The following is a 26,993-nucleotide window of genomic DNA, read 5'->3' as shown; positions in this document are numbered from 1 at the left end:
GCCGGCGGGCGGCCGGCGCCCGTCCGCGTCAGCTCCCGGACTCGACCGGCTCCCGGCGCGCCATCCACACCGCGACCTGGGAGCGGGAGCGGAAGTTCAGCTTGGCGAGGATCCGGTTCACATGGCCCTCGACGGTGCGCCGGGAGATGGTGAGCGACGCGGCGATGTCGGCGTTGCTCAGCCCCTGGTAGATCAGGCGGCTGATCTCCCGCTCGCGGGCGGTCAGCGCGTCCTGGCGGGACAGCCCCACCGGGGTGAGACGGTCGGGTCCGACGCAGGTGTCCAGGACGAAGGCGGCGGCCTCCACGACCTCCAGCTCGCGGCCCGCGGCGAACTCGCGCTCGTAGGCGTCGGCGCCGATCGCCTGCCGGATCCTCGCGACGTACCGGGCACGCCGCGCCGTCAGCAGGGTCGATCCGAACAGTGGGTGCCGGCCGCCCATCGCGCGGCACAGGGTGTGGCCGATCCCCAGCAGCCGGGCCGCGTAGGCCATCCGGCCCAGGTCGGCCGCGTTCCAGGCCATGATCTCGACGCAGGCCGACGCGCCCAGCCAGTCGCACAGGGCGGCCTTGGCGGTGAGGGCGGTGCGCAGGGACACGACGGACCGGGACGCCTGCCCGGCGAAGTGGTCGAGCAGCCCGCGGTTCCAGCGGGCCCAGGAAGCGGCCCACCGCTCGTCGTGGGCCTCCGCCCGCGCGACCGCCGCGTCGCACTGGCGGCGCGCCTCGTCGAGGCGGCCGGCCAGGCAGTGGGCCATCGCGAGCTGGGCGCCGCACAGGATGCTCAGCGCGCCCTGCTCACTGGCCTCGCGGTGGTGGCGCTCGGCCTCCTCCAGCAGCCGCATGGCGCCCTCGGTGTTGCCGTCCAGCTCCTCGAGCGTGCCGAGGAACTGGGTGGCGGTCGCGGTCGCCACCCGGTCGCCGAGGGCCCGGCCCATGTCCCGGGCCGTCTCCAGATGCAGGCGCGCGTTCGCCTTGTCGCCCTGGACCATCTCGTACCACCCGAGCACCCACAGGGCCTTCGCCCGGGCCGGCGTGGACTCGGGGTTCTCCTCCAGGGCGCGCTGCAGCCAGCGGCAGCCGTCGCGCAGGTGTCCGCAGGCGTTCCAGTAGAACCACAACGCGCCGGTCATCTCCAGGCCGACCAGCCGGTCGGCATCGCGCGACAGGGAGTAGTCGACGGCGGAGCGGATGTTGGGCAGCTCCCCCTGCAACCGGCGGACCGTGACGAGCTGCTCGTCCCCGGTCGAGGTGTGCGTGCTCGCCAGCGCGAGGCCCAGGTAGTAGTCACGGTGCCGGCGCCGCCACGTCTCCCGCTGCTCGCAGCGTTCGAGCCCGAACTCGCGCAGGCTCTCCAGCAGGCGGTAGCGGTGGGCGCCCTCGATCACGTTGCAGGTCACCACCGATTTCTCGACCAGGTTCCCGATCAGCGCGACCACGTCGTCCCCGGTCAGGCCGTCGCCGGCGCAGACCTCCCGGGCGGCGGCGAGGCCGAACGATCCGCTGAAGACCGCCAGCCGGCTCCACAGGGCCTGTTCCCGGTCGGTGCACAGGTCGTGGCTCCACTCGATCGCCTTGCGCAGCGTGTGGTGACGGCTGGGCCCGGTCTCGTTGCCCCGGTCGAGGACCCGGAAGATCGGTACCTCGTCGGAGAGCATCTGCGGCAGGTCGAAGGCGCGGGTGCGCACCGCGGCCAGCTCGATGGCCAGGGGGATGCCGTCGAGCCGGCGGCAGAGGTCACCGACCATCCGCAGCCGCGCGTCGGTCACGGCGAACTCCGGCGCGACCGACAGCGCGCGGTCCAGGAACAGCTGGACGGCGTCGCTGTCGATGCCGGGGTTCGACGCCGGCGCCGGGAGACTGAGCGGAGGAACCCGCCAGGTGCGCTCGCCGAGGATACCCAGCGGTTCCCTGCTCGTCGCGAGCACCCGGGCGCCGGGCGCCAGCGGCAGCAGCGCGCCGATCAGGCGCCCGCACGCCGCCAGGACGTGTTCACAGTTGTCGAGCACCAGCAGGACCTCACACTCGGCCAGCGCCGTGGCGAGGCTTCGCGGCGACTCGCCGCCGTCCAGCGCCAGGCCCAGCGCCCCGGCGATCGTGGTGAAGACCTGGTCGCCCTGGGCGACCTCGGCGAGCTCCACGAAGACGACGGAGTCCGCCAGGTCGCCCGCCGCCCGGCGCACGACCTCCTTGGCTAATCGCGTCTTGCCGACGCCACCCGGCCCGGTCAGGGTCATCAGCCGCCCGGCCGCGAGGAGCTCCGCGACCTGGGCGCACTCCCTGTCCCGGCCGACGAACCGGGTGAGGTCGGCGGGGACCTGCGAACGCGTCATGACAGCTCCGACCTGAGGCCCCGCGATCCTTCCCGGCCCCCGAACGCGCGACGACGGAGAACCTGATCCAGAAGACTCGATCGGGGCAACCGATTCACACTCATCCTGATGAGTGACGTTAATCACTCGATACAGCTTTTGCTACTGGTCACGGCCGGGGAGGGTGCGGACCGGCCGTGGTCGCCGTGGTCTCAGCACCGCTCGACGATCGTCGCGTTGGCCATGCCGCCGCCCTCGCACATCGTCTGCAGCCCGTAGCGGCCGCCGGTGGCCTCCAGATAGTTGATCATGGTTCCCAGCAGGCGGGTCCCGGAGGCGCCCAGCGCGTGGCCGAGAGCGATCGCGCCACCCCGGGGGTTCAGCCGGTCGGGATCCGCGCCGAGCTCGCGCCGCCACGCGAGCGGGACCGGCGCGAAGGCCTCGTTGACCTCGTAGACGTCGAGGTCGTCGAGGGTCAGCCCGGCTCGGGCGAGGACCTTCCTCGTGGCGGGGATCGGCGCGGTCAGCATGAGGATCGGGTCGTCCCCGGCCAGCGCCATGGCGTGCACGGCGGCGCGCGGTGACAGGCCGAGCCGCGCGGCGGTGTCCTCCCCGACGAGCAGCGCGGCCGAGGCGCCGTCCGTGAGGGGCGAGGAGTTGCCCGGCGTGATACTCCACGCGATCTCGGGGAACCGCTCCACCATGTCCGCGGTCGCGAACGAGGGCCGCAGCGCGCCCAGGCCCTCGGGAGTGGTGCCCGGCCGGATCGTCTCGTCGGCGCGGACCATCTGCTCTGAGCCGTCCGGGTGGCGGACCGTCACCGGCACGATCTCGTCGGCGAAGCCACCGCGCTCGGCCGCGGCCGCGGCCCGCCGGTGGGAGCCGGCGGCGTAGGCGTCCAGCTCCTCCCGCCCGAAGCCCCAGCGCCGTGCGACGAGCTCCGCCGACACTCCCTGGTTGACCAGGCCCGGCGCGTACCGCCGGTGGATGCGCTCCCCGTACGGATCGAGGCCGATCGTCGGCGCGCCGATGGGCACCCGGCTCATCGACTCGACCCCACAGGCGACCGCGACGTCGTACGAGCCCGCCATGATGCCCTGCGCCGCGAAGTGCACCGCCTGCTGGCTGGAACCGCACTGCCGGTCGATCGTCGTCGCCGGGACGCTGTCGGGCCATCCCGACGCCAGCACCCCCTGGCGGCCGATATTGACCGCCTGCTCCTTCGCCTGGCCCACACAACCGGTGATCACGTCGTCGATCAGCGCCGGGTCGATCCCGGTCCGCTCCACGAGCGCACTGAGCACCGTCCGCAGCAGCTCGACCGGATGGCACGCCGAGAGCGCGCCGCCGGGTTTGCCCCGCCCGGCGGGGGTCCGAACGACGTCCACGATGACGGCCCTGCGCATGGTGGTTCCCCTCTGCTCCCGGTCGGGTCGCGCGGCGACGGTCATCGCCGGCGCGACCACTTGTGGATGTTGTTGCGCTGGATCGCCGACGAACCGCCGATGATCGGCATCAGCAGGACGTCGCGGACGTAGCGCTCCACATCGACGTCGGCGACGTACCCGTAGGCACCGAGGATCGTCTGAGCGGCGAGCACGACCCGCTTGCCGGCCTCGGTGACGAACAGCTTCGCCATGGACGTCTGCACGCCACACGGCTCGCCGCGGGCGGCCCGCTCGGCGGCGTCGTCGAGGACCAGGCGCGAGGCGTACAGGTCGACCCGCATGTCGGCCAGGCTGTGCGCGACCGACTGGTGCCGGACGACCGGCACGCCGAACTGCTCGCGCTGCTCGGCGTAGACCGCCGCGTCCTCGTAGGCGGCGCTCCCCAGGCCCAGCGCCATGGCGGCGACCTCGAGCTTCTCGATGTCGAGGCCGGATCCGGTGATCATCGACCAACCGTTGTTCCAGCCGTCCGCGCCCCCCATCAGCAGCCCGGCGGGCACCCGGACGTCGTCGAAGGTGACGTCGGTCGTCTGGCTGCCCTTGACGCCCATCGCGTCGATCGGCGTGATGGTCACGCCGTCGGCGTCGGGTGGGACGAGGACGAGGCTGAGGTTGTGGTAACGCGCGCCGTCGGGGTCGGAGTTCGCCAGCGTGTAGATGTAGTCGCTGATGCCCGCGCCGGTGCAGAACCGCTTGGCGCCGTTGACGACGAGCTCGTCGCCGTCGCGGCGGACCGTGGTCCGCACGCTGGCCAGGTCGGCACCGACGTCGGGCTCGGTCCAGCCGTAGGCGAACAGCATCCGTCCGGCGGCGATCTCGGGCAGCCACCGGGCCTTCTGCTCCTCGCTGGCGCAGTCGACGACCGTCATCCCGGCGTAGCAGCTGGCCATGATGTACGGGATGGCGACGGCCATGCTCCGCTTCGACAGCTCCTCGATCACCATCAGCGTGGCGTGGATGTCGCGGCCGGCGCCTCCGTGTTCCTCGGGGATCGCCAGCCCCATCACCCCCAGCTCGGCCAGCGCGTCGAAGACGTCCCGGGGGAAGCGCGCCGCCTTGTCCCACGCCGCGGCGTCGGGGCGGGGCATGCGCTCGGCCACGAAACGGCGCAGGATCGTCCGGAGTTCGAGCGCCTCCTCGCCGAGGTAGCGGCTGGTGTCGGTGGGCATCGCCGTCGTCCTCAGCGTCCCGCTCCGGCGGCCTTGTAGGTCTCCCGGGCGATGATCGTCTTCATGATCTCGCTGGTGCCCGCGCCGATCTCGTGGTGCTTGGCGTCGCGGTAGAGCCGAGCGGCGGGGTACTCCTCCATCAGCCCGTAGCCGCCGAGGATCTGGACCACCTCGCGCGAGGCCTCGACCGCCACCAGGGAGCTGTGCAGCTTGATGATCGCCGCGGACCGGGTGACCTCCTCGCCCCGCTCCAGCTCGCGGATCAGGTGGTAGAACATCACCCGGGACGTCTCCACACCGGTGGCCATCCGGGCGATCTTGTCCTGGGTGAGCTGGTAGGACGACAGCGCCTGCCCGAACACCTCCCGCTGGCTGGAGTACTCGACCGCCAGCTCCAGGCAGGCCTGGGCGATGCCGGTGTTCGACGCGCCCTCGAAGACCCGTTCCAGGTCGAGGCCCTCGAGCATGTAGTAGAAGCCCATGTCGACCTCGCCGAGCACCTGGCCCGCCGGGACCCGCACGTCCTCCAGGAAGACCTCGGCGGTCGGCGAGCTGCGCAGCGACAGCTTGTCGAACGGCCTGCCCACCGACAGTCCCGGCGTGTCCTTCTCGACGAGGAACGCGGTGCCGCCGCGGGCCCGGCGGTTCTCGCCGCTGGTCCGGGCGAACACCAGGAACACGTCGGCGATGGGGGCGTTGGTGATGAAGGTCTTGGAGCCGTTGACGACCCACTCGTCCCCGTCGAGCCGGGCGGTCGTGCGGGGGCTCAGCGCGTCCGAGCCGCCGTGCGCCTCGGTCAGGCAGATCGACGCCGAGGACGTGCCCGCGATGAGGGGCACGAGATACCGGCGCTTCTGCTCCTCGGTACCACGCTGGATCAGGTGACGCGCGATGAGGCTCATGTTCACGAACAGCGTCGCGTCGAGACCGGCGTCCACCCGCGCGGTCTGCTCCGCCACGATGGCGCGGCTCATCAGGCTTCCGCCCCCGCCGCCGTACTCCTCCGGGGCGAAGCAGCCCAGCAGCCCCTGGTCCCCCATCAGCTTCAGCAGCTCGGCCGGCGGGCGCCCGGCCCGCTCCATCTCGGGCACGATCGGCCTGACGTGCGTGTCCATGAACTGGCGCACGACCGCCTGGAACTCGCGCTCCTCCTCGGTCAACAGCGACTGGGCCACGGAACCGTTCACGATCTCCCTCTTTTCTGGCATGGGGTCTGCGGGCGCGGGTCTGCCGGCGGGGGCCGTCGGTCAGAGCCCGAACAGGGTGCGGACCCGGTCGGTGTCGGCGTCGGCGAGCCGCTGGGTGTAGCCGGCGCGGCTGGTCGGGGGCAGGCCGCCCCTCTGGGTCAGCTCGACGCGCAGTTCGAGGGTCTTGAGACCGACGCTGAGGGTCTCGAAGACCGGAATGCCGCCGTCGATGCTGTGCAGGCCGGCGGCCGCCGCCATGGTGCTCAGGCCGGCCGAGCCGATGACGATGGCGCCGGCGCCCGCCTCGACCAGCGCGTCGGCCTGGCGGCGGATGTCGTCCACCACGAACGCCGGATCGGCGAAGCCCTTGGTGAACGCCGTGGCCGACGGGGTCTCGATCCGCCGCACCCCCACACACCGGTCCAGCAGGCCGTTGCGCGCGATCAGGCTGTGGCAGGTCTCGGCCCAGGCGCGGTCCTCGACGGTCACCACGCCGAACCGGTAGGCGTACGAGCTGGCGAGATGCAGCGTCGCCTCCCAGGGGCCGACCACGGGGACGTCGACCAGGGTCCGCGCCTCGGTGATGCCGGGGTCGCCGCTGCAGGCCACCATCGCGCCGTCGACCCCGCCGCGCGCGGCGTCCAGGATGTTGTGGATCACGTCGACCGCGTTCAGCAGGTACGGATAGCCAAAGACGGTGTCGGAGGCGCGCCGCAGCCGGGCCCAGCGGTGGACGATCTCGGTGTCCGGGCGCTTCACCCGGTTGAAGACCTCGGTGACCATCTCGGTGTACGGCTCGGAGCCACGCTCGGCGTTGATGTGCACGACCGCCAGTCGCATGTCGCATCTCCCTGAGATAAAATCAAGCGCTCGTTCGATAATGCGGGACGGATATGCGCGGGTCAAGACCCTTCCGTCCGCTCAGCGCAGAGCGCCGACCGACAGGCCTCCGCAGACCGTCAGGGTCTGCCCGGTGATGTAGGCGGAGTCCGGCGAGAGCAGGAAGGAGACGGCGGCCGCGACCTCCTCCGGGAGCCCCGCGCGGCCGGCCGGGATCTGCGCCACCTGGGACGCCTGGAACTCCGCCGGCGCGCCCAGGAACATGCCGGCCGCGATCACCCCGGGCTCGACGCAGTTGACCGTCACCCCACGGCGGGCCAGCTCCAGGGCCGCCGACCGGGTCAGCCCCTCGATCCCGCCCTTGGCCGCGCTGTAGCTGATCCCGGCGACGACGCCCCGCGCCGCCACCGAGCTCGTGTTCACGATCCGGCCGAAGCCGGCGGCCTTCATCCCGGGCGCGAAGGCCCGCACCGTGTGCATGGTCGCGAACAGATGCGTGCGCAGCACCACGTCGAAGTCGGCGTCGGACAGCCGGGAGAGCACCGCGTTGCGCACAGCGCCGGCGAGGTTCACCAGGCCGGTGGCCGGTCGGCCGAGGCTCGCCGCGACCTCGCCGGTGAGCTCGTCGACCCGGCCCGGGTCGCTGAGGTCGGCCACGAGCGCGACGGCCCGGCCCCCGGCCGCGGTGATGGACTCGGCCACCGCCCGCGCGCCCGGCTCGGCGATGTCGACCACCGCGACGCTCCAGCCGTCTCCGGCCAGCCGCCGCGACACCGCCGCGCCGAGACCGCCCCCGCCCCCGGTCACGACGGCGACTCCCCCGTTCCCCAAGCCGCCGACCCGCCCGTCCCCCGAGCCGTCCGCGCCGCCCCGCTCAGCCACGCCGCTCACCGCCGCTCGTACACGGGAGTGCGGCGTTCGAGGAAGGCGGTGATGCCCTCCCGATGGTCCGCGGTCTCGAACAGGGCGGAGAAGATCTCGACCTCGCGGCGGTGCCCCTCGTCGAGGGAGTGTCGCAGGCCGTGGTTGGCCGACCGTTTGGCCGCCTCGACGGCCAGCGGGCCGGCCGCGTTGATCCGGGCCGCGCACGCCAGGGCGGTCTCGACGGCCGTCCCCCGGTCGCACACCTGGTCGACGAGGCCGAGGCGGGCCGCCTCGGTGGCGCTCAGCCGGTCGCCGGTGAACAGCAGGCGCTTCGCCGTCCCGGCCGCGAGCGCCGAGAACAGCATCTGGGTGCCGCCCGCGCCGGGGATCAGCCCGAGCCGCACCTCGGTGACGCCGATCGTGGCCTGCTCCTCGGCGAGGGCGAAGTCGCAGGAGAGCAGGAGCTCCAGGCCACCGCCGAGAGCGTGCCCGTTGACCGCGGCGATCACCGGTACTCGCAGGTCGAACAGCACGTTCTGCATGCGCTGCACCCGCAGGGCCATGTCGGCGGCGCCCTGGCGGTCGATCTCGGTGAAGTAGCGGATGTCGCCGCCCGCGACGAAGCACCGTCCCTGGCCGGTCAGGATCATCGAGCGCAGCGTGGTGTCCGCCGCGATCTGCTGGGCGGCCCGCTCGATGTCGGCCGCGACGTCGGGGTGCAGGGCGTTCACCGGGGGGTTGGCGATGGTGACGACGCCCGTGGCGCCGACCCGCTCGAACCGGACATACTGGTAGCTCATCTGGAGCGTCTCTCCTCACTTCTCCCGCGACGGGTGGGCTTCGGGGTCAGAGCATCCGGCGGACGACGGGCATGGGCAGCAACCGCAGCCCGGCGGCGAAGACCAGCCAGGGCCAGCGCGGCACGCAGGCGTCGCGGACCTCCCGCTGGATGGCGTCGACCATCGCCGCGGTGCCGACGTCGGCGTCGGTCAGCAGCGGGTGGCGCCGCCCGGTCCGGGCCTGCATCTCCGAGTCGATGTAGCCCGGCCGGATCGTCGACACCGTGATGGGCAGTCCCCGGGCCCGCACGTCGGCGCGGATGCCGTCGGCGACGTGGGTGAGCGCCGCCTTCGAGGCCGCGTACACGTTCATCGGCCCGGGCAGGCCGCGGGCCGCGACGACGGAGGAGATCACCACAAGCTGGCCCCGACCCTGCTGGTAGAGGACGCGCATGGCGGCCTCGCACTGGGCGATGCCGCCCACGACGTTCGTAGCCGCGGTGTCGCGGTTGCCGCCGAAACGTCCCTCGCCGAGCGTCGAGCCCTTGCCCAGGCCGGCGTTGACGACGATCCGGTCCAGGTGCCCGAGGCGCCGCGCCGCGGCGTCGAACGTCGTGAAGACGGCGTCGTGCTCGGTCACGTCCAGGGCGTAGGGCACGACGGTCCGGCCCGGGTGCTCGGCCTCGAGAGCGTCACGGAGCTCCTCGAGCCGGTCGAGGCGACGGGCCGTGATCGCGAGGTCGGCGCCCCGGGCGGCGAAGATCCGGGCCATCCCGGCGCCCAGACCGGCACTGGCCCCGGTGATGAGCACGGTCTCGGTCATGACGGTCCCGGTGCCGGCTCGCCCGCCCGGGCGAAGACGGGGACCACGCGGCCGGCCCGCTCGGCGAATCCCAGCTCCAGGCGAGCGCCGATGGCCAGGCCCACGACGTCCCCCACGACGTCCCCCACGACGTTCGACATCATCACTGGCCCCTCGTCGAGGCGCACCAGCGCCACCACGTACGGCGCGTGCTCGGCGAACGCCCCGCTGCCCCGGTGGACCACGCTGAACGACTGCAGGACCGCGCCGCCGCCGGGACGCCGCCACTCGAGCGCGCCCGTCGGGGCCCAGCAGTGCGCGCAGAGGCTGCGCGGGTAGAACTGCCAGGCGTCGCAGGACGTGCAGTGCTGCAGCCAGAACTCCCGGCGCGCGCAGCCGTCCCAGAAGAAGGCGGCCACGTCGGCGGCCGGGTCGGCGGCCGGGTCGACCGTCCGGGAGACGGCCGGACCCGCGCCGGGGGTGCCGGTGGCGCCGCTGTCGCTCATCATGACCTCCCCAGGACCGCGAACCCGTTGGTCGCGAGCCAGCTGCCCTGTCCGTGCACGAGCCCGAGCCGGGCGTCCGGCACCTGTCGCGCACCCGCCTCGCCGCGCAGCTGGGTGACCGCCTCGACCACCGAGTCGAGTGCCGCGCCCATGCCCGGGTGCCGGAAGGCCAGCGTGCCGCCGTGGGTGTTCACCGGCAGCCGGCCGCCGATCTCGAGGGCGCCGTCCTCGACGAACGCGCCGCCCTCGCCCGGCCCGCAGAACCCGAGGGACTCCAGCAGGATCAGCGGGACGATCGTGGCCGGGTCGTAGAACTGCGCGAAGTCGAGGTCCGCGAGCGTTACGCCGGCCTGGCGCAGCGCGAGGTCCCCCGCCTGGCGGATGTGGGGGAAGTGCGTCAGGCTCGGCGCCTGGGACAGGCTCATGAACGCGCTCGCCTCGCCGTACCCCAGCAGTGTCACCGAGCGGGCGTCGACGCGTTCCCGGGACACGACGAAGCCCTGCGCCCCGCCAGTGGAGATCAGCGCCAGCATCGATCGCGTCAGCGGCGTCGACACCACGGTGTCGGCGACGACGCCGGCGACGGTCAGCTCGCCGGTGACCTCGGCGTGCGGGTTGAGCAGGCCGTGTCTGCGGATGCTGACCGCGACCTGGGCGAGCTGCTCCAGGGTGGTGCCGTGGTCGTGGATGTGCCGGGCGGTCATGAGCGCGAACGCCGTCGGGATCAGCGGGCCGAACGGCCGCTCGTAGACGGCGTCGAAGCTCTTCATGTAGAGCTCGATCGCCCCCTCCAGGCCGAGAGTGGTGGCGAAGGTGTCGGCCGACAGCACGAGCACGGTGCTGGCGAGGCCGGCGTGGATGGCCGAGCGGGCGATGTGCAGGACGTCGGTGGCCGGCCTGCCGCCGTAGGGGGCCATCGCCGTGTAGACGGTTCCCAGACCCAGGTACTCGGCGACCTCGGCGGGATTGCACTCGAACGGCTGCGGGATCGAGGAGGACAGAACGAGACCGTCGACGTCCGAGCGGTCGAGACCCGCGTCGGCGACGGCGCCGGTGGCCGCCGCCGCGAGCAGGTTGCGGTACGCCGGGGCCGGCCGGCCGCGGCCGACGATCTCCTGCGCCGCGCCGGCGATGTGGACGGGGGCGCTCCGAGCGGCGCTCATCCGGCGGCTCCCGCCACCGGGCGCCGGGCATCGGGCCGGCCGTTCACGCCCGCTCCTCGAGCAGTCCGTCGGCGAGCTGCTGGCGCAGCACGAACTTCTGGACCTTCCCGGAGGCCGTGCGTGGGAGCTGGCTGACCACGACCAGGCGCTGCGGCCAGAACGGCTTCGCCATGCCGGCCTCCTCCAGGAAGGAGACGAGGGCGTCCAGGGTGAGCCCGCGGTCGGCCCCGTGCGCGACGACGACGGCGCAGACCCGCTCGCCGAGCCGGTCGTCGGGATAGGCGACGACCGCGACCTCCTGGATCTGGGGGTGCTGGTAGAGCACGCTCTCGATCTCGACGGCGGAGATGTTCTGGCCGCCGCGGATGATGATGTCCTTGCTCCGGCCTGCGATGCGGATCGCGCCGTCGGGGAGAACCGTGCCAAGGTCGCCGGTGTCGTACCAGCCGTCGGCGGTGAACGCGTCCGCGGTGAGATCACTGCGGCCGAAGTAGCCGGCGAACACCCCGGGGCCGCGCACCTGCAGGTTGCCGACAGTGCCGGCGGGCACGGGGGTCAGGTCGTCGTCCACCACCCGGGTCTGCTGCCAGGGCACCGGATAGCCGTCGCTCGCGTCGAGCACGTCCGGCGGGGCGCCGAGGTGGTGGATGCTGGCGATCCCGGTCTCGGAGCACCCCCACAGCGGCACCAGGCTCGTCGCGAAGATCCGGTCCATCTCGATCGCGACGCCGGGCGGGATCGACGCGCCGCCGCAGGCGAAGGCCCGCAGCCGGCTGGCCAGCGGCAGGTCCCGGCGCTTCTGCGCCTCGACCAGGTCGAGCGCGAAGGTGGTCGCCGACAGCGTCCAGGTGAGCCCCTCCGTCTCCATCATGTCGAGCATGCCGTCGACATCCCAGACGTCCTGGTAGACGACCTTCTGCCCCATCGACAGGGGGACGAGCATGCCGTGGATGAACCCGGTCAGGTGCCCCAGGGTCGAGGCCATGAACGCGACGTCGTCGGCCGTGAGGTCCAGCGCGTTCACGACGACGTTGCGGTAGCCCGACCACGCGGTGTTGAAGGTGTGCAGAGCGGCCTTCGGCAGGCCGGTCGTGCCGGAGGTGAACACGAGCATCGCGACGTCGTCGGCCCCCGGGCGCAGCGACTCCAGGGTCGCGCCGAGGAAGGGATCGAGCTCGCGCCGGGGTTCGACGAACCGGCCGGTGAAGGACAGCTCCGGGTCCACGCTCTCGTCGGCGTCGAGTAAGAAGACGTTGTCCAGCGTGACGATCTCCCGCTGGAGGCGCAGCGCCATCGCGGCGAAGTCGTACCCGCGGAAGCGTTGCGGCGCGACGTACACGGTGCTTCCCGCGTCGGTGAGGATGTGCCGCACCTCGTGCTCCCGGTAGATGATCGGGATCAGGTTGGGGATCGCGCCCACCCGCATGGCGGCCAGGGCCATCGCCGGGCCCTCCCAGCCGTTGGCGACCTGGATCGACACCACGTCGCCCCGGCCGACACGCAGGTCGAGCAGGGCGGCGGCGAACCGGTCGACGTAGGCCCGCAGCTGGCCGTAGGTCACGGTCTCCGGCAGCGGGCGGCCCCGGACGTAGGAGACCACGGCGGCCTTGTCCGGGGTACTGGCGGCGTGGTCGAGGAAGTCGTCCAGGAAGGTCCGGTCACGCCACTGCCCGTCCGCCCGGAAGCGCTGGACCTCGGCCGGGTCGAACGCTCGCGCGCCCATGCCCAGCCGGGTCCTCCTGAGCTGCTCAAGCCCCATCGCCGTCTCCTTGATCACGCGGCGTCCGTCGCCGGCTCGATTATTCGAGCGGTCGCTAGATTTATAGCTTAGTGCTGCAGATCACCCCCGGTCAACGGTCCGGCCGGCGCGACGTCGGCCCGGCGCCCGCGTCACGTCCGGCTCGCCCGGCTCGTCCGGGCAGCGAGCGCGACGGCGACGATGAGGGCGGCACCGTTGAACAGGTCGCTGACGTAGGAGGGCGCGCCGGCGAGCTGAAGGCCCTTCACGCCCACGCCCAGCAGGTAGACGGCGACGAGGGTGCCGAGCACGTTGACCCGACCCGACCTGATCTGGGTCGCCCCCAGGAACGCCGCGGAGAAGGCGGGCAGCAGGTAGGGCGGACCGACGTCGGGACTGCCGAGTCCCAGTTTGGCGGCCAGGATCGCGCCGCCCAGGGCGGACAGGAATCCCGCGAGGATCAGTGAGCGGGCGACCAGCCGGTCGACCCGCAGGCCGGCCAGCCGGGCGGCCCGCGGGTTCGCGCCCACCGCGTAGAAGTACCGGCCGAGCGGCGTGTGCTCGAGGACGAACCACAGGACGAGGGCGGTGCCGACCAGGTACAGCACCGTGACGGGGATGTGCGCCGGCTGGGCGCGTCCCGCCCGCAGCAGGTCGGGGGAGAATCCCTTGATGAGGGTCTGGCCACCGGTGATCCAGTAGGAGGCGGCGGCCAGCAGGCTGCTCATTCCCAGCGTTCCGATGAACGAGTTCACCCGGAGGACGACGACGACGAAGCTGTTGACGGCGCCGATCACGATGCCGACGGCCAGCGCGGCCAGCACGCTGAGGACGGGGTTCACATGGTGGCCCTGCAGCCAGGCGACCAGGCAGACACTGAAGCCCAGGGTGGCCGCGACGGACAGGTCGAAGGCTCCCGCGGCGAGCGGCACGACCAGGGCCAGGGCGACGATCGCGGCGATCGCCTGGCCGTCCGCGACGCTGCGTGCCGTCTCGCTCGTCAGGAACGTGTCGGGCAGCCAGATGCCGTAGGCGAGGACGAGCGCGCCCAGCACGTACAGGCCGCTGAACCGGTCCAGGCCCAGCCTCGGAACGACGCGGCCGCGCGGGCGCCTCGCGGGGATCGCCACGTCCCGGTCGGATTCCTGGGTGGCCGCGGCCGTGGCCTCGGTGGTACTCACGATGTCTCCTTCTGCTTCGCGAGGGTCGCGGCGCTGATGTCATCGGCGCTCAGGGGAGCGGTGAGTTCGTCGACGACCTGGCCGCCGCGCATGATCAGCACCCGGTCAGCGATCTCGGACAGCTCCTCGCTGTTGGAACTGCAGGCCAGGACACCGAGGCCGGTCGCGAGCGAGCCGCGGACGAGGCGGTGCAGTTCGGCCTGCGCGCCGACGTCGACCCCCTGTGTCGGCTCGTCGAGCACGAGGACCCGCGGTTCCAGCCGCATCGCCCGGGCGATCATGACCTTCTGCTGGTTGCCACCGGACAGCGCGTCGACCGGCTGCTCCGGGAGCGTGGGTCGGATGTGGAACGTCTCCAGCAGGGTGCGGACGTCGGAGCGTTCGGCGGAACGGCGGAGCACCTTCCACCGCGTGTAGGGAGTGAGGTCGGAGATCGTCAGGTTCTCCCGGACGGAATGCTCCGGGAGGGCCGCGTTGGCCTTGCGCTCGGCCGGGACGCTGACCACGCCGGCCCGGATGAACAGGTCCGGCCGGTTCGGTCGCAGCGGCTGGCCGCCGGCGTCGATGTGCCCGACGAACGGGGCACCGCCGCCGACCAGCCGCGCCAGCTCGTCGCGGCCCGAGCCGGTGATACCCGCCACCCCGACGACCTCGCCGGCGCGCACGGTGAGGTCGACGTCCCGCACGACCTCACCGCTCACCCCCCGCACGGTCAGCACCGCCGCGCCGACGTCGGACCGCACGTCCCCGCGCACCGTGCGCAGGGCACGGCCGAGCATCGCCTCGATGAGGGTGTCGTGGTCGAGCTCGCTCACCGGGCGGGTCGCGACGACCTCACCGTCGCGCAGGACGGTGACGCGGTCGGCCAGCTCGAAGATCTCCTCGAGGTGATGGGAGATGAAGATCAGCGCGACGCCACGGTCACGCAGGAGCCGCAGCAGCCGGAACAGCCGTTGGATCTCCGCCCTGGGCAGGTTGACGGTCGGCTCGTCGAGGACGACGACGTGGGTCTGCCCGCCGTGGACGGACACCGCCCGCGCGATGGCGACCGCCGTGCGTTCGCTGACCGACAGGTGCCCGACCGGCCGGCGCGGGTCGATCTCGTAGCCGAGCGAGGCCAGCGCCGCACGAGCTGCCTCGTGCTCGCGACGCCACCGGATGCGCCGACCGAACGCGGTGTCGAACCCCCGGCCGATCGCCAGGTTCTCCGCGCAGGTGAGCTCGTCGATGAGCCCGAGATCCTGATGGACGAAGCGGAGCCCGGCGGTCTGAGATGCCTCGGCATCGCCAAAGGAAAGCGCCGCTCCACCGACCTCGACCACGCCGCCCGATTCCGGACTGTGGTAACCCGACAGAATCTTCACGAACGTGGATTTCCCCGACCCGTTCTCGCCGACCAGCGCGTGAATCTCGCCCGGCACGATCTCCAGACTGATGCCTTTGAGCGCCTGGGCCCCGCCGAAGGTCTTCGTCAGGTTCACCACCCGCAGCGCGGGTGACGACGAGCTGCTCATCCAGAAACCTCACTCGTGAGCGATCCGATGGGTATCCGCCGGCGCCGTCCCACGCCGGCGGTACGGCGTCAGGCGAGCAGCCAGAGCTTCTTGTAGATGTCGGCGAAGTCCTTCACCCCTAGCCAGAAGCCCGCGCTGTCGAACGAGGCGGCGCCGATGTTGTCCGACGTGAGCACCTGGGACACCGGCGCCGTGTCGGTCACCGTGCTGATGGGGTCACCGACCGCGGCGCGGACCGCGATGTCCATCTCCCGCCAGCCGGCGATCGGCGCCTGGTCCTGGGCCCAGAAGACCTGCTTGTTGTCGCGCAGGCCCTGGTACTGGTCGACTCCGGGCAGGTAGCCGCCGATCCTGACCTTGCCGGACAGGCCGGCCGCCGCCAGCGCCGGCTCGAGGCCGGTCATGGCGTCCCCGAAGGACGAGACGATGTAGGTGGTGTCGGGATCGCGCTGGATCGCGCTGACGACCATGCCGGGAAGCTTCGTGCCGAGGTCGGAGAGCTGGAACGACACCGTCTTCACCTGGCACTTGGGGCACCAGGGCCTGAGCTGGGTGGCCAGCGACTTCCCGTAGTAGTCATCGATGGGGAACGACGTCGACGACAGCAGCTGGATGACGTCGTGACCGTTGCCGTGCGTCGCGATGTAGGCGGCCGAGGCCTTGGCCATGAGGTCGGTCGAGCGCAGGTCGCAGTCCACGGCGATGAGCGGGCCGGACGGTTTGTCGGTGATGCACTGCGCGATGATCTTCACGCCCTGGCTCTGGGCGCGGGCCACCTGATCACCGAACGCCGACATGTTGTAGCCGGCCTCGAAGATGAAGTCCGGCTTCTGGTCGAGCGCCTGCGACATCGCCTTCGCCGCGTCCTCCGCACCCGTGCCGATGACGATCTTCGAGAACTTCCAGCCCAGCGCCGCAGCGGCCGCGGCGCGTTCCTCGTCGATCCGCCGGGCGATGGGCACGTTCGCCTCCAGGACGACGACCCTGAGCCCACTCGGCGCCCTCTTGGTGATCGGTGTCGAGTACCCGATCCCCTGGGGGGCCGCGACGACCTTGGCGAGGTAAGCCGCCGCGTCCGCCTGCGTCGACGAGGACGCGCCCTGCGACGCGGCGGTGCCGGGTGACGCCGTATCGCCGCCTGAGCCACTCGAGCCGCACGCGGCGACGCTCAGGAGTGTCGTGGCCAGCGCCACCGCACCGAGGGCTGCCCTTCTTCTAACACGCACTGCGTTCCTCCGATGACTACAGGTGAGGCGGAACCGTCGGCCCATGGCCCGGATGACGGCGCCGCCGGCGTGGGCACGAGACCGGATCCTTTATGTCTGATATGCCGGATGGCGCCGCCGTGGTGTCGACGACTGTGCCATTGCCGGTGACCTGTGTCTCAGGTGAAAACACCTGGTTGCTCACGTGTTCTGGTGCGATCCGTTGTCGCGCGGCACAGGTGGGCGGCACGCGAGGTGAGCGGAACTCCTCCGATAGGCGCCGGCCGCCACGACGGCGGGGAATACGCCGGTTGCACACCATGCGCGGGCATGGAGGGATATATCCCCAGGTGTTCTCACCCGGGGCCGGGAACCACGGCGGCGGACCGCCGCGGTTCTTCCGCGCGGACACCGCGGAGCGCTCGGCATCGCACCGGCGAATATCGCCCGGATATCACCGGCCCCTGGCGGCCGCCGGCAATCCGCGGCGCGCAGGAAGCCGGTTCGCGCCCCGTACCGCGCCGCCGACCCACCAGCCGCGGCCGCCCCACCCCCCGCAACCGGCTCGCGCGCGAGCCGCGGGCGCGGAGTGCGGACTGTGGTCGCGGAGTGCGGCACGGAGCCGTCTGCGCTAGATTCGAACGGTCGCACGATTTATCCGTCGAACGAGGGACGCCGTGATGCTCGCGATCCGCCTGACCGCCCCTGGTGGCATCGAGTCCCTGCTCCTCCAGTCGGTCGAGGACGCGGCGCCAGGCCCGGACGAGGTGGCGATCGAGGCGATCGCGACGTCCATCAACCCCGCCGACGTCAAGATCCGGACGGGAGCCGTCATGCCGGCGCGGGGGGACTTTCCCTTCACCCTGGGTTACGACCTGGTCGGAACGGTCGTCGGGACGGGCGGGGAGGTGGCCGACCTGCCGGTGGGCACCCGGGTGCTCGCCATGTCGGCCCTGGCGCTCACCGGCCGGGGCACCTGGGCGGAACGGGTGTGCCTGCCGCGCGCCGGCGTCGCCCGCCTCCCCGCCGAGCTGGACCCCGTCCCGCTGGCGCGGCTCCCCCTCGTCGGCCTCACGGCCTACCAGGCGGTCCGTCGGGTGGACCCGGCACCGGGTGCGGAGGTCCTCGTCGCCGGGGCCGGCGGCTCGGTCGGTCGCCTCGTCGTCCAGCTGCTGCTCCGGCGGGGCGTGCGGGTCCACGGTCTGGTCCGGCGCCCGGAGCAGGTGGATCGCCTGCCCGTCCACGACCTGATCATCCCGCACGTGGGCCAGGCCCCGCCGCGCCCGGTCGACGTGGTCATCGACGCAGCCGGCGGCGACTTCTCCTCGGCGCTCGCCGACGGCGGCCGCTACCTCGGCCTGGTGCCCGACCGCCTGCCGACGCGGGAGGTGCTCGCGCGCCGGTCCCTGTCGCGCGCCGTTCTGATCACCCAGGAGTCCGGTGCGCAGCTCGCGGAGCTGGTCGAGCTCGTCCGCGCCGGCGCCCTCACGCTCGAGACGCCCCGCGTCCTGCCCATGACAGACGTTCACGCCGCGCACAAGGAGTTCGAGCACGATGGTCAACGCAACGTCGTCCTCATCCCCGACCACCGGTGAACCGGTGCTCGACGGGCACCGGTTCGCACACCTCGACCTGGAGATCGGGGACGCCATCGCCACCGTGTGGCTCGCCCGCCCGCCGGTGAACTCGGTGTCCCAGGCCATGTACCGCGAGCTGGAGGCGCTGTTTTCGCAGCCCGAGCGCTACCTGCCCGGCGCGAAGGCGATCGTGCTCGCCGGCCGCGGCCGCCACTTCTGCGCGGGCAACGACCTGCACGAGTTCGCGACGCTGTCCCCGGAGAACTCCGACGAGCGGATGGCCGAGGTCCGCGCCGCCTTCTTCGCCATCCAGGACTGCCCGACCGCCGTCGTCGGCGCGGTGCGAGGGGCGGCCGTGGGCACCGGCCTCGCGATCGCCGCCTCGTGCGACTTCGTGGTCGCCGCCGAGGACGCCCGGTTCGGCACCCCGGAGATCGGGGTCGGCATCATGGGCGGCGCCCGCCACCTCGCACGCCTGGTGCCCGAGCCGATCGTGCGCTGGATGTACCTGACCGGCGAGCCCGTCGACGTCCACCGGCTGGTGGCGTTGGGCTCCGTCGTCGCGACGACCTCGCCGGACGACGTGGTCGCCCTGGCCCGGGCGCACGCGGCCCGTATCGTCCGGCACAGCACGGCGGCGATCCGGATGGCGAAACGGAGCCTCAACGCCATCGAGGTGATGGACCTGCAGCCCGGCTACACCTTCGAGCAGGGCCTCACCCGGGAGCTGTCGGGTCATCCCGACTCGCTGGAGGCGCGCCGGGCGACCCTGGAGCGCCGCCCGGCCAACTACTCGGCGTGACAGCCCTGTGCGGGCTGCCGGAACGCGTACGGGCGGGCGGCGATCCACAGGCCGGCCGCCTCGGCCGTCAGCGTCTCGCCGTGGCGCATCTCGCCGCGTACGAAACCCTTGCGGCCCTCGACCCGTTCGATCCAGACCCGGCAGGACAGCGCGACCTCCAGCGGTGCCGGGCTGCGGTAGTCGACCCGCAGGAACGCGGTGCGGGCGACGCCGCCCGTCACCGCGGCGTTGGCGACCCTGCCGAGGGCGTCGTCGAAGAACAGGCTGAGCGCACCGCCGTGCACGGCGGCGGTGCCGCCGAAACGCGGGCTGAACCGCACCTGCCCGGACAGCCGCCCGCCGTCGCTCTCGGCCACGGCGTACGCCGGGACGAGCCCCCGCTCCGCCGGCTGGAACCTCGGGTTTCCCGGCGCGTGCGCGGGTGCCGTCACGTCCTCCGGCAGGGTGGGCAGCACCCGCAGGGCGACCTCCACCCCCGCCAGGGCCGCCTCGCAGCGGCGCATCGTGTCGGCATCAGGCGCGAGGACCGCCAGCTGGTCGAGGATGCGCGCGGCCCGGTCGACGACACGCCGGTAGGCCGCGCGGTCACGCGCCCTCGGAACGGCACCAGCCGGGTCACGCATGTCGCTCTCCCTCGCAGGGTCGTGTCGTGTGCGATCCACGTCGCTCTGTTGACGAACGTGGAGCGGCGACCTACGTTATCTAGCGGTCGCTCGATAGAATCTAACCCCAGGGAGGCGTCGGATGAGTCGGACCCAGGGTCGTCTGTTCGACGAGTTCACCCTTCGCGGCGTCACTTTACGTAATCGCATCGTAGTCTCGCCGATGTGCCAGTACTCCGCCACCGACGGGCTCGCGAACGACCACCACCTGGTCCACCTGGGACGCTTCGCCATGGGGGGGTTCGGTCTGGTCATGGCCGAGGCAACCGCGGTCGCGGACGAGGGCCGCCTCACCTACGGTGATCTCGGACTGTGGCGCGACGACCAGATCGGGCCGCTGCGCCGGATCGCGGACTGCGTCCACGACGCGGGTGCGTGCTTCGGGATCCAGCTCGCCCACGCCGGACCCAAGGCGGCCACCCTCCCGCCGTGGGCGTCCGAGGCGGATCGACCCGCCGCGGGCCGCTGGGACATCCGGTCGGTGACCGACGCGCCGTACCTCGACGGGTGGCAGCGGCCCGTCTCGCTGCGGTCGGAGGAGCTGCCCGCGCAGCTCCACCTCTGGGGCGCCGCCGCCGAGCGCGCGCACCGGGCCGGGGCGGACGCCATCGAACTGCACATGGCACACGGGTACCTGCTGCACTCCTTCCTCTCACCGCTGAGCAACACCCGGGACGACGCCTACGGCGGCTCCCTCGAGGGCCGGATGCGCTTCCCCCTCCAGGTCGTCGAGGCCGTCCGGGCGGCCTGGCCGGACACCAGGCCACTGCTGGTCCGCGTCGCGGCCGTCGACAACGGCGCGGACGGCATCGGCATCGGCATCGGCATCGAGCAGACCGTCGAGTTCGCCCGGCGCCTGCGCCAGCTCGGCGTGGACGCGGTCGACTGTTCCTCCGGTGGCTACGGCGGCGCCTACACCCACGTCATGGGTCCCGGCTACCAGGTCGCCTGGGCCAGCGAGGTCCGGGCCCGGGCCGGTGTGCCGACCGTCGCGGTGGGCCTGGTCACCGAACCGGCGCAGGCGGACGCCATCGTGCGGGACGGCCACGCGGACCTGGTCGCGCTCGGCCGGCAGGCGCTGGCCGAGCCCAGCTGGCCGATCCGCGCGCGCGAGGAGCTCGGCCAGTACGACGCCGCCGACCGGTTCGACCTCCTGCCCCTGCAGAGCCGGTCCTGGCTGGCCAAACGGCAGCGGCAGCTCGACCGCCTCGCCCGGGACGCGCGGCCCGGCGGCACGCGGTGATGGCCGACCCGCGGCGGACAGCCGACCGCGTCGAGGAACTCTGGGTGCGCACCCGGTGCGTGGAGCTCGGTGCCCGGTACTGTCACGGCGTCGACCAGGCCGACCAGGCGACGTTCCTGTCTGTCTGGCATGCCGACGGCGAGTACGTCATCGGTCGGCGAGCGGGGCGCTTCCGCGGCCACGCCGAGCTCGCGTCCGCCCTGGACTTCGTGCGCGCGGCGTACGTGTCCACACATCACTGGACCACCAACCAGGTGGTGACCCGGACGGGCACCGGATCAGCGACCGGGGTGAGTGACTCCTTCGCGGTCTGCGTCGACCATGACGACCGGCCGACCCTGGTGGCGGCCACCTACGACGACGAGTACCGACTGGTGGGCGAGGAGTGGAAGATCTGGCGGCGAATCGTGCGGAGATGGCTGGTCTCGGACGGCATCGAGGTGGCTCTTCGGCACCCGGCATCGGTGCAGGCGCGCCCCTGACGCCGTGTGCGCGGACACCGCCGCCCGCGGACGCCGCTCCCGACCGGCGCCGCTCCCGGCGGGCCCGTTCCCCGCGGACAGCGGTGCCGTGCCCGTCGACGGCCGGGCCGGTGACGCGGTGGGCGTCGAGTCGGTCCGGCCGGTCCCGACAACTGTCCTATCCTCGGGTCGTTGGTGTGAAAGGGGCTGGAGGGGCCCGTCGCGGGCCTGTCGGCCATGATCGGACCGGGCACCGCCGTCGGGACGTCATCGTCGCGCCGCCACGGCCGGCGAGAAAGGTGAGGGCGTGAGAGTCGCGGGGTCCAACCGGGACGAGACCTGGAAGCGCGTGCGCGCGGCCGGGGTGGATCTGCTCTACCGGCATGGCTTCGAAGCCATGAACACCCGGCAGCTCGCGGAGGCGGCCGGACTCAAGCCGGGATCGCTGTACTACTACTTCGCCAGCAAGGAGGAGTTCCTGCACCGGCTCCTGGTCGACCTGCTGGACGAGATCATCGTCGACCTCGAGCAGAACCTCGACGGTCTCCAGGAACCGGTCGACCGCCTCGACGCCTACGTCCGCACGCTGGTGCGGTGGCATGTCGTCCGGCGTGAGGAGACCTTCATCGCGAGCATCGAGGTCCGGTCGCTCACGCATGATCGGCAGGAGGCGTACATGCGCCTGCGCGACAGGTTCGACGTGATCCTCGCCGACATCCTCCGCGACGGTGCCGCGGACGGGGTGTTCGACCTCACCCACCCCCGGATCACACGCAACGCCATCCTGTCCTCGCTGACCGCGATCTCCAGCTGGTACGACCCGGCCGGCCCGTTCGGGCTCGACGTGCTGACCGCCGACTTCCTCGAGCTGGCGCGCCGGATGGTCGGCCTGCGAAGCGCCGGCTGACGATCCCCGTCCGGGGACACGGCCCATGCCCGGTGGCGGCAGCCGCGGGCATCGCCGCCCGAGGAGCCCGCAAACCTGCCAGGAAACTGCCACGATGTGCCGCCGGCGACGGCGATCATCGCGCGCCCCGGGCAGGCACCTGCAGCAGGACCAGGCGTCAGGGGGCGGGCGACGGGGCGGGGCCGTCGGCGTCGGTCGCCCTCGCCTCGGTCTCGGCGCGGCGCAGCCGGATCACCGCGGTGGCGTCCAGCTTGCCGTCGCCGCGGTCCTGCGCTGCCTGGTAGTCGCCCTCCGCCATAGCCGTCAGCGGCAGCGGGATTCCGCGCCGCGCCGCCTCGGCCAGGCAGATCCGCAGGTCCTTGCGCATCCAGTCGACGGCGAAGCCGAAGTCGAACTCGTCGCGGACCATCGTGTGCCCGCGGTTGGCCAGGTACCAGGAGCTGGCTGCTCCCCCGGTGACGGCCGCGAGCACGAGGTCGGTGTCAAGCCCGGCGGCGGCGGCGAAGTTGATCGCCTCCGCGGCGCCCTCGATCGCACTGGCGACGAGGATCTGGTTCACCATCTTGGTCAGCTGGCCGCTGCCCACCGGCCCGATCCTGGTGATCGTCGACCCGTAGCACTCGAGTACCGGCCGGACGGTCTCCAGTACCGACGGCTCGGACCCGCACATGATGCTGAGCCGCCCCGCCTCGGCGCCCGCCTGCCCGCCCGACACCGGCGCGTCGACGAACCCGACGCCGACGGCCGCCGCCCGCGCCGCGATCTCGGTCGCCACCTCGGCCGAGGTGGTGGTGTGATCCACGATCACCGCGCCCGGGTTCAGGGCAGCAAGCACCCCGTCCGCGCCGACGGTGACCTCGCGGACGTCGTCGTCCGCGCCCACGCACAGACACACGACCCGTGCGCCCGCCGCGGCCTGCGCCGGCGAGTCGGCGGCCCGCCCCGCGTACTCCTCGACCCACCGTGACGCCGTTCTCGCCGTGCGGTTGTGAACGACGGTCGAGAAGCCCGCCCGCGCTATGTGGCCCGCCATGGGGAAACCCATGTTCCCGAGACCGACAAAGGCAACCCGCATAGCTGGACGCTCCCGTTACACCGAGGTTTCACCAACAGAGCCGGCCGTCGCGGACATGGTCCACGGGCGACCATCGGCCGAAGCATTGGCCGAGGCACCAGTATAGGATGCGGGCCGCTTCAGGGGCGGCCGTGGCGGCCAGCTTGCCGCGCCGGTCCGACGAGGTCGGAACCCGTCGGGCGTACCGGTGCTGTCACTGCGCGGAATATCGGAGAATGATCCCGCGTCACTGCACCGTCTCGCCGACGAGATCGACACCGCCTGCCGTTCCTTGGGATTCTTCGGCATCGTCGACCACGAAATACCGGCCGAGATGATCGAACGTGCGCTGACGGTATCTGCGCGGTTCTTCGCCCTGCCGGCCTTGGTGAAGGACCGCAGCCGAGAGCCCGGGAGCACCGCGTGCCGCGACGCGACTCCGTGCCGCTCGGCGGCGAGGCGCAGGCGGCCGCGGCGGGCCGCTCGGAGAGCTACTGCCTCGCGCCCAGCCCACCACACAATGCGGGCGACGACCCACGGCGATCGACGAAACCAGGCCGCGGGTGCCAGGCGCCACGGTTGAATGGGTTCGGGCCATTCCGTGGCGTCTCCGCCCGCGGCCGTTCCGGCCGGCGCGCTTCGCGGGCGGCCCGGGGAGTCCGGGTGCGGATCGCCAGTTACAACGTGGAGAACCTGTTCAACCGGGCTCGGGTGCTGGAGCAGCCGACGTGGGCGGCGGGGCGGCCGGCGCTGGAGGCGTTCGAGCAGATCTGCGCGCTGCTGGAGGAGCCGGAGTGCACCGCCGAGATCAGAGCCGGCATTCTGCGGCTGCTACGTCGACTCGGCCTGTTCACCAGTGACAGCGCTCGCTTCGCCCGGCTGCGGCAGAACCGCGGGAGATTACTCCGACGCAAGCGTGACGGCACGGTCGAGATCGTCGCCGGCGGGCGCGGTGACTGGATCGGCTGGGTGGAGCTGACCACAGACCGGGTCGACGAGCAGGCCATGCTCAACACCGCCCGGGTCATGCACGACGTCGCCGCGGACGTGCTCGGCGTGATCGAGGCGGAGAACCGGATCGCGCTCAAGCGGTTCACCGACGCAAGCCTGCTCGTCGCGGGCCGACCGCGGTATCCGCAGGTCATGATGGTCGAGGGCAACGACGAACGCGGCATCGACGTCGGCATCCTGGCCGCCGCCGGGTACCGGCTGACCGGGCAGCGCAGCCACGTCGACGACACCGACGCGCACGGTCGGATCTTCAGCCGGGACTGCCCCGAATATCATCTCCGGACGCCGGCGGGACGGCCGCTGGTCGTGCTGGTCAACCACCTCAAGAGCAAGGGCTACGGCGGCAAGGTCGCCTCCGACGCCCTGCGCCGCCGGCAGGCACAGCGGATCGCCGAGATCTACCGCGGCCTGGTCGACGACGGCCTGCGCGACGTCGTCGTGCTCGGCGACCTCAACGACACCCCGGACAGCGATCCGCTGGCACCACTGCTGCGCGACACCGACCTGCACGACATCAGCGAGCATCCCGCCTTCGACGACGGCGGCCGGCCGGGCACCTACGGCTACTGCACCGCCCGCTGCAAGATCGACTACGTGCTGCTGTCCCCCGCGCTGTACGCGGCGGCGACCGGCGGCGGCATCTTCCGCAGGGGCGTCTGGGGTGGCAAGCGGGGCACGCTCTGGCCGATCTACGACACGATGACCAAGGAGGTGCACGCCGGTTCCGACCACGCCGCCATCTACGCCGACCTCGACCTGTCGCGCTGACCGCTCCTCCCCGCCCCGATCTCCCCGGTCTCCCGGTTCCGGCCGCTGCTCGCCTGCCTACCTGTGCTCGCCTGCCTACCTGGACGGTCCGGACTCTGGGTCAACGAGGCCGCTGCGCGCCTCTCGCAGCGTGGCCGGGGAGGTGGGGCGCGTAGGCGGCGAGCGCGTGCCGGCCGACCGGCCGGTGCTGGAGCCACTGCCGCAGCAGGGTGGTGAAGGCCGACGCCACGGCCCAGTCTGAGTTCGGGATGTCGAGGAGCCGGATCGCGCAGCAGCCTCGCGGCGAGCGCCTGCACCATGTGTTCGAACTCGGCGGGCCCGAGTCGGGTGAGGTCATAGTCAGCCACGTCACCAGTCTGGCCTGTAATTATGACGTACGACACAGCAAGCATACGAACCGTAGCCGGCTACTACGGTTACCTGTGGTGAACATGTGCCCCAAATGACCACCTCGACCGTCACCGCGAGGCCGTCCGACGTTCCGTTGTGCGCTGGCCCGACGCGGACGCGATCCTCATCCTGGCTACGTCGTGCAGGTAGCCGAACGCCTGCCGGTAGGACTCCAGCGCCGACGTGTGCGCGTAGGGAATGTCGTGGGACCGGCAGAACTCCGCCACCAGCGGCCGCGCCCCGCGCAGGGCCCGCCGCGGCATGCTCGGGAACAGATGATGTTCGATCTGGTGGTTCAGCCCGCCGTACAGATAGTCGACGAGCCAGCCTCCGTCGATATCGCGGGCGGTCACCACCTGCCGCCAGACGAAGTCCGCCCGCGGAGCACCCCGCACAATCGGCAGTCCGGTGTGGTTCGGCACGGCGACCAGCGCGAAACAGGTGCCGAACACCCCCTGCTGCACCAGGACGAACACGAAGGCGCGCGGCGGATCGAGCACGGTGGCGACAAGCCCGGCGTACACAGCCAGGTGCAGGGTGAGCCCGAGAATCTCGAGCGCGCGGTGGCGACTCCCCCGCCGCGCCAGGAACAGCGCGCTCTTGAGGTGCAGGGCGGTGGCCTGCATGGGTATGGCGAGGCAGATGACCGGTACCTGGAACCGGACGGCGAGCCGGGCAAGCCGTCCGCGCCCGGCCGCCGGCCGCGGACAGAACGCGACCACCTTGTTCTCGATGTCCGGGTCGAGGCCCTCGTGATTGGGGTTGAGGTGATGGCGCCGATGTTTGTCCACCCACCAGCCGAAACTCAGCCCGATCGCGACGTTCGTCGCCAGCAGGCCCAGCATGTCGTTGCCCCGCCGCGACCGGAACACCTGACGATGGCCGGCGTCATGCCCGAGGAAGCCGATGCGCGTGAAGGCCACTCCCAGCACGACCGCGACTCCCAGCTGCCACCACGACCGTCCGACAAGAACGAAGGCGACCCAGCCGAGGACGAGCAACGCCCAGTCCGCCGCGAGACACCACCCGTAGTAGGCCGGATTCCGGTCCATGAGCCCGGCGGCGCGCACCAGCGCCAGCAGTTCCGCGTTACGTCCCCGGTCGTCCGCCGTCGTGAGACTCTGCGCCGACCGGACCTCCACCAGGCTTGCCATGGATACGCTCCTCGAGCAATACCGACCCGGCCCACGGGAAACCGTTCCACCAGGCCTGCCGATCAGGGCTGGACGTGGCATTTCCGCGCGGTAGAATCATCATGAACACCGACCCGGATGACGCCGCCACCCTGGCCGCTACCGAGCCGTGCCCGGCCCGACGTTTCCTGCCCGTCAGTGTGGCAGCAATGCCCAGCCGGTGGAGCGCGCGATCGTCGGATTCGTCATGAATTCGACGAACTCGTCAGCCAGAATTT

Annotated in this window: 24 protein-coding genes; 7 read left to right on the top strand and 17 right to left on the bottom strand. The window is 72.0% G+C overall.

Annotated elements, in window-relative coordinates; all coding sequences use genetic code 11:
- Positions 1–28: 28 nt before the first annotated feature.
- From AC6EXY_RS15620 to AC6EXY_RS15555, 14 genes are all read right to left on the bottom strand, one after another.
- Positions 29–2,332, bottom strand: a complete 2,304-nt coding sequence (locus AC6EXY_RS15620; RefSeq protein ID WP_101832002.1) for an ATP-binding protein — start codon at positions 2,330–2,332, stop codon at positions 29–31.
- A 191-nt stretch (positions 2,333–2,523) separates the two neighbouring features.
- Complete coding sequence (locus AC6EXY_RS15615; RefSeq protein ID WP_101832006.1) at positions 2,524–3,717, bottom strand: thiolase family protein; 1,194 nt, start codon at positions 3,715–3,717, stop codon at positions 2,524–2,526.
- Between the two features lie 41 nt (positions 3,718–3,758).
- Entirely contained in the window at positions 3,759–4,928 is a 1,170-nt protein-coding gene (locus tag AC6EXY_RS15610; protein ID WP_101832003.1) for an acyl-CoA dehydrogenase family protein, read from the bottom strand.
- A gap of 11 nt (positions 4,929–4,939) precedes the next feature.
- Positions 4,940–6,115 carry an acyl-CoA dehydrogenase family protein gene (locus tag AC6EXY_RS15605; RefSeq protein ID WP_243407543.1) on the bottom strand — a complete coding sequence of 392 codons (1,176 nt, stop codon included), beginning with the start codon at positions 6,113–6,115 and terminating at the stop codon, positions 4,940–4,942.
- A gap of 60 nt (positions 6,116–6,175) precedes the next feature.
- Positions 6,176–6,955 carry an aspartate/glutamate racemase family protein gene (locus AC6EXY_RS15600; protein WP_101832004.1) on the bottom strand — a complete coding sequence of 260 codons (780 nt, stop codon included), beginning with the start codon at positions 6,953–6,955 and terminating at the stop codon, positions 6,176–6,178.
- An 81-nt stretch (positions 6,956–7,036) separates the two neighbouring features.
- Positions 7,037–7,846, bottom strand: coding sequence for an SDR family oxidoreductase (locus AC6EXY_RS15595; RefSeq protein WP_499817854.1), 810 nt, complete (start codon positions 7,844–7,846; stop codon positions 7,037–7,039).
- Positions 7,843–8,619, bottom strand: a complete 777-nt coding sequence (locus tag AC6EXY_RS15590; RefSeq protein WP_101836322.1) for an enoyl-CoA hydratase/isomerase family protein — start codon at positions 8,617–8,619, stop codon at positions 7,843–7,845. Before AC6EXY_RS15590 ends, AC6EXY_RS15595 begins: the two co-directional genes overlap by 4 nt.
- A 46-nt stretch (positions 8,620–8,665) precedes the next feature.
- Complete coding sequence (locus tag AC6EXY_RS15585; protein ID WP_101836321.1) at positions 8,666–9,421, bottom strand: SDR family oxidoreductase; 756 nt, start codon at positions 9,419–9,421, stop codon at positions 8,666–8,668.
- Positions 9,418–9,906 (bottom strand): Zn-ribbon domain-containing OB-fold protein, encoded by a 489-nt coding sequence (locus AC6EXY_RS15580; protein WP_101836320.1) that lies wholly within the window; start codon positions 9,904–9,906, stop codon positions 9,418–9,420. Before AC6EXY_RS15580 ends, AC6EXY_RS15585 begins: the two co-directional genes overlap by 4 nt.
- A complete protein-coding gene (locus tag AC6EXY_RS15575) occupies positions 9,906–11,069 on the bottom strand; it encodes a thiolase family protein (RefSeq protein WP_499817855.1) in 1,164 nt (387 codons plus the stop codon). The genes AC6EXY_RS15580 and AC6EXY_RS15575 overlap by 1 nt, the downstream gene beginning before the upstream one ends.
- 43 nt (positions 11,070–11,112) lie before the next feature.
- Positions 11,113–12,828: an AMP-binding protein gene (locus tag AC6EXY_RS15570; RefSeq protein ID WP_101836331.1), complete on the bottom strand. Its 1,716-nt coding sequence runs from the start codon at positions 12,826–12,828 to the stop codon at positions 11,113–11,115.
- Positions 12,829–12,959: 131 nt separating this feature from the next.
- Positions 12,960–13,988 (bottom strand): ABC transporter permease, encoded by a 1,029-nt coding sequence (locus AC6EXY_RS15565; protein WP_101836318.1) that lies wholly within the window; start codon positions 13,986–13,988, stop codon positions 12,960–12,962.
- Positions 13,985–15,502: a sugar ABC transporter ATP-binding protein gene (locus AC6EXY_RS15560; protein ID WP_101836317.1), complete on the bottom strand. Its 1,518-nt coding sequence runs from the start codon at positions 15,500–15,502 to the stop codon at positions 13,985–13,987. The genes AC6EXY_RS15565 and AC6EXY_RS15560 overlap by 4 nt, the downstream gene beginning before the upstream one ends.
- 68 nt (positions 15,503–15,570) lie before the next feature.
- Complete coding sequence (locus AC6EXY_RS15555) at positions 15,571–16,728, bottom strand: type 1 periplasmic-binding domain-containing protein (protein ID WP_207770601.1); 1,158 nt, start codon at positions 16,726–16,728, stop codon at positions 15,571–15,573.
- A 659-nt stretch (positions 16,729–17,387) separates the two neighbouring features.
- On the opposite strand from AC6EXY_RS15555, the gene AC6EXY_RS15550 reads away from it, so the two are divergent.
- Both AC6EXY_RS15550 and AC6EXY_RS15545 read left to right on the top strand, forming a co-directional pair.
- Entirely contained in the window at positions 17,388–18,302 is a 915-nt protein-coding gene (locus AC6EXY_RS15550) for an NADP-dependent oxidoreductase (RefSeq protein WP_133150911.1), read from the top strand.
- On the top strand, positions 18,262–19,086 hold the full coding sequence (locus AC6EXY_RS15545; protein WP_499817857.1) for an enoyl-CoA hydratase-related protein: 825 nt from the start codon (positions 18,262–18,264) through the stop codon (positions 19,084–19,086). Before AC6EXY_RS15550 ends, AC6EXY_RS15545 begins: the two co-directional genes overlap by 41 nt.
- Here the strand turns inward: AC6EXY_RS15545 and AC6EXY_RS15540 are convergent.
- Positions 19,074–19,709, bottom strand: coding sequence for a PaaI family thioesterase (locus AC6EXY_RS15540; protein WP_101836313.1), 636 nt, complete (start codon positions 19,707–19,709; stop codon positions 19,074–19,076). The genes AC6EXY_RS15545 and AC6EXY_RS15540 overlap by 13 nt on opposite strands.
- Before the next feature lie 121 nt (positions 19,710–19,830).
- On the opposite strand from AC6EXY_RS15540, the gene AC6EXY_RS15535 reads away from it, so the two are divergent.
- The 3 genes from AC6EXY_RS15535 (at position 19,831) to AC6EXY_RS15525 (ending at position 22,359) form a co-directional block, all read left to right on the top strand.
- A complete protein-coding gene (locus AC6EXY_RS15535; RefSeq protein ID WP_499817858.1) occupies positions 19,831–20,991 on the top strand; it encodes an NADH:flavin oxidoreductase/NADH oxidase in 1,161 nt (386 codons plus the stop codon).
- 44 nt (positions 20,992–21,035) lie between these two features.
- Positions 21,036–21,473 (top strand): nuclear transport factor 2 family protein, encoded by a 438-nt coding sequence (locus AC6EXY_RS15530; RefSeq protein ID WP_165818692.1) that lies wholly within the window; start codon positions 21,036–21,038, stop codon positions 21,471–21,473.
- Positions 21,474–21,759: 286 nt separating this feature from the next.
- Positions 21,760–22,359: a TetR/AcrR family transcriptional regulator gene (locus AC6EXY_RS15525; RefSeq protein ID WP_101836310.1), complete on the top strand. Its 600-nt coding sequence runs from the start codon at positions 21,760–21,762 to the stop codon at positions 22,357–22,359.
- 157 nt (positions 22,360–22,516) lie between these two features.
- On the opposite strand, the gene AC6EXY_RS15520 is transcribed toward AC6EXY_RS15525, so the two are convergent.
- Entirely contained in the window at positions 22,517–23,434 is a 918-nt protein-coding gene (locus tag AC6EXY_RS15520) for an NAD(P)-dependent oxidoreductase (protein WP_101836309.1), read from the bottom strand.
- 187 nt (positions 23,435–23,621) lie between these two features.
- On the opposite strand from AC6EXY_RS15520, the gene AC6EXY_RS15515 reads away from it, so the two are divergent.
- Positions 23,622–23,996, top strand: a complete 375-nt coding sequence (locus AC6EXY_RS15515; protein WP_499817859.1) for a 2-oxoglutarate and iron-dependent oxygenase domain-containing protein — start codon at positions 23,622–23,624, stop codon at positions 23,994–23,996.
- A gap of 80 nt (positions 23,997–24,076) precedes the next feature.
- The gene (locus tag AC6EXY_RS15510; protein ID WP_499817860.1) at positions 24,077–25,192 is read left to right on the top strand and encodes an endonuclease/exonuclease/phosphatase family protein; all 1,116 of its coding nucleotides are present in this window, start codon (positions 24,077–24,079) and stop codon (positions 25,190–25,192) included.
- Positions 25,193–25,650: 458 nt separating this feature from the next.
- On the opposite strand, the gene AC6EXY_RS15505 is transcribed toward AC6EXY_RS15510, so the two are convergent.
- The gene (locus AC6EXY_RS15505; protein WP_165818691.1) at positions 25,651–26,736 is read right to left on the bottom strand and encodes a fatty acid desaturase family protein; all 1,086 of its coding nucleotides are present in this window, start codon (positions 26,734–26,736) and stop codon (positions 25,651–25,653) included.
- Between the last annotated feature and the right edge of the window lie 257 nt (positions 26,737–26,993).

The organism is Frankia sp. RB5, assembly GCF_059816245.1.
This window is presented reverse-complemented; position numbering and strand designations above follow the sequence as displayed.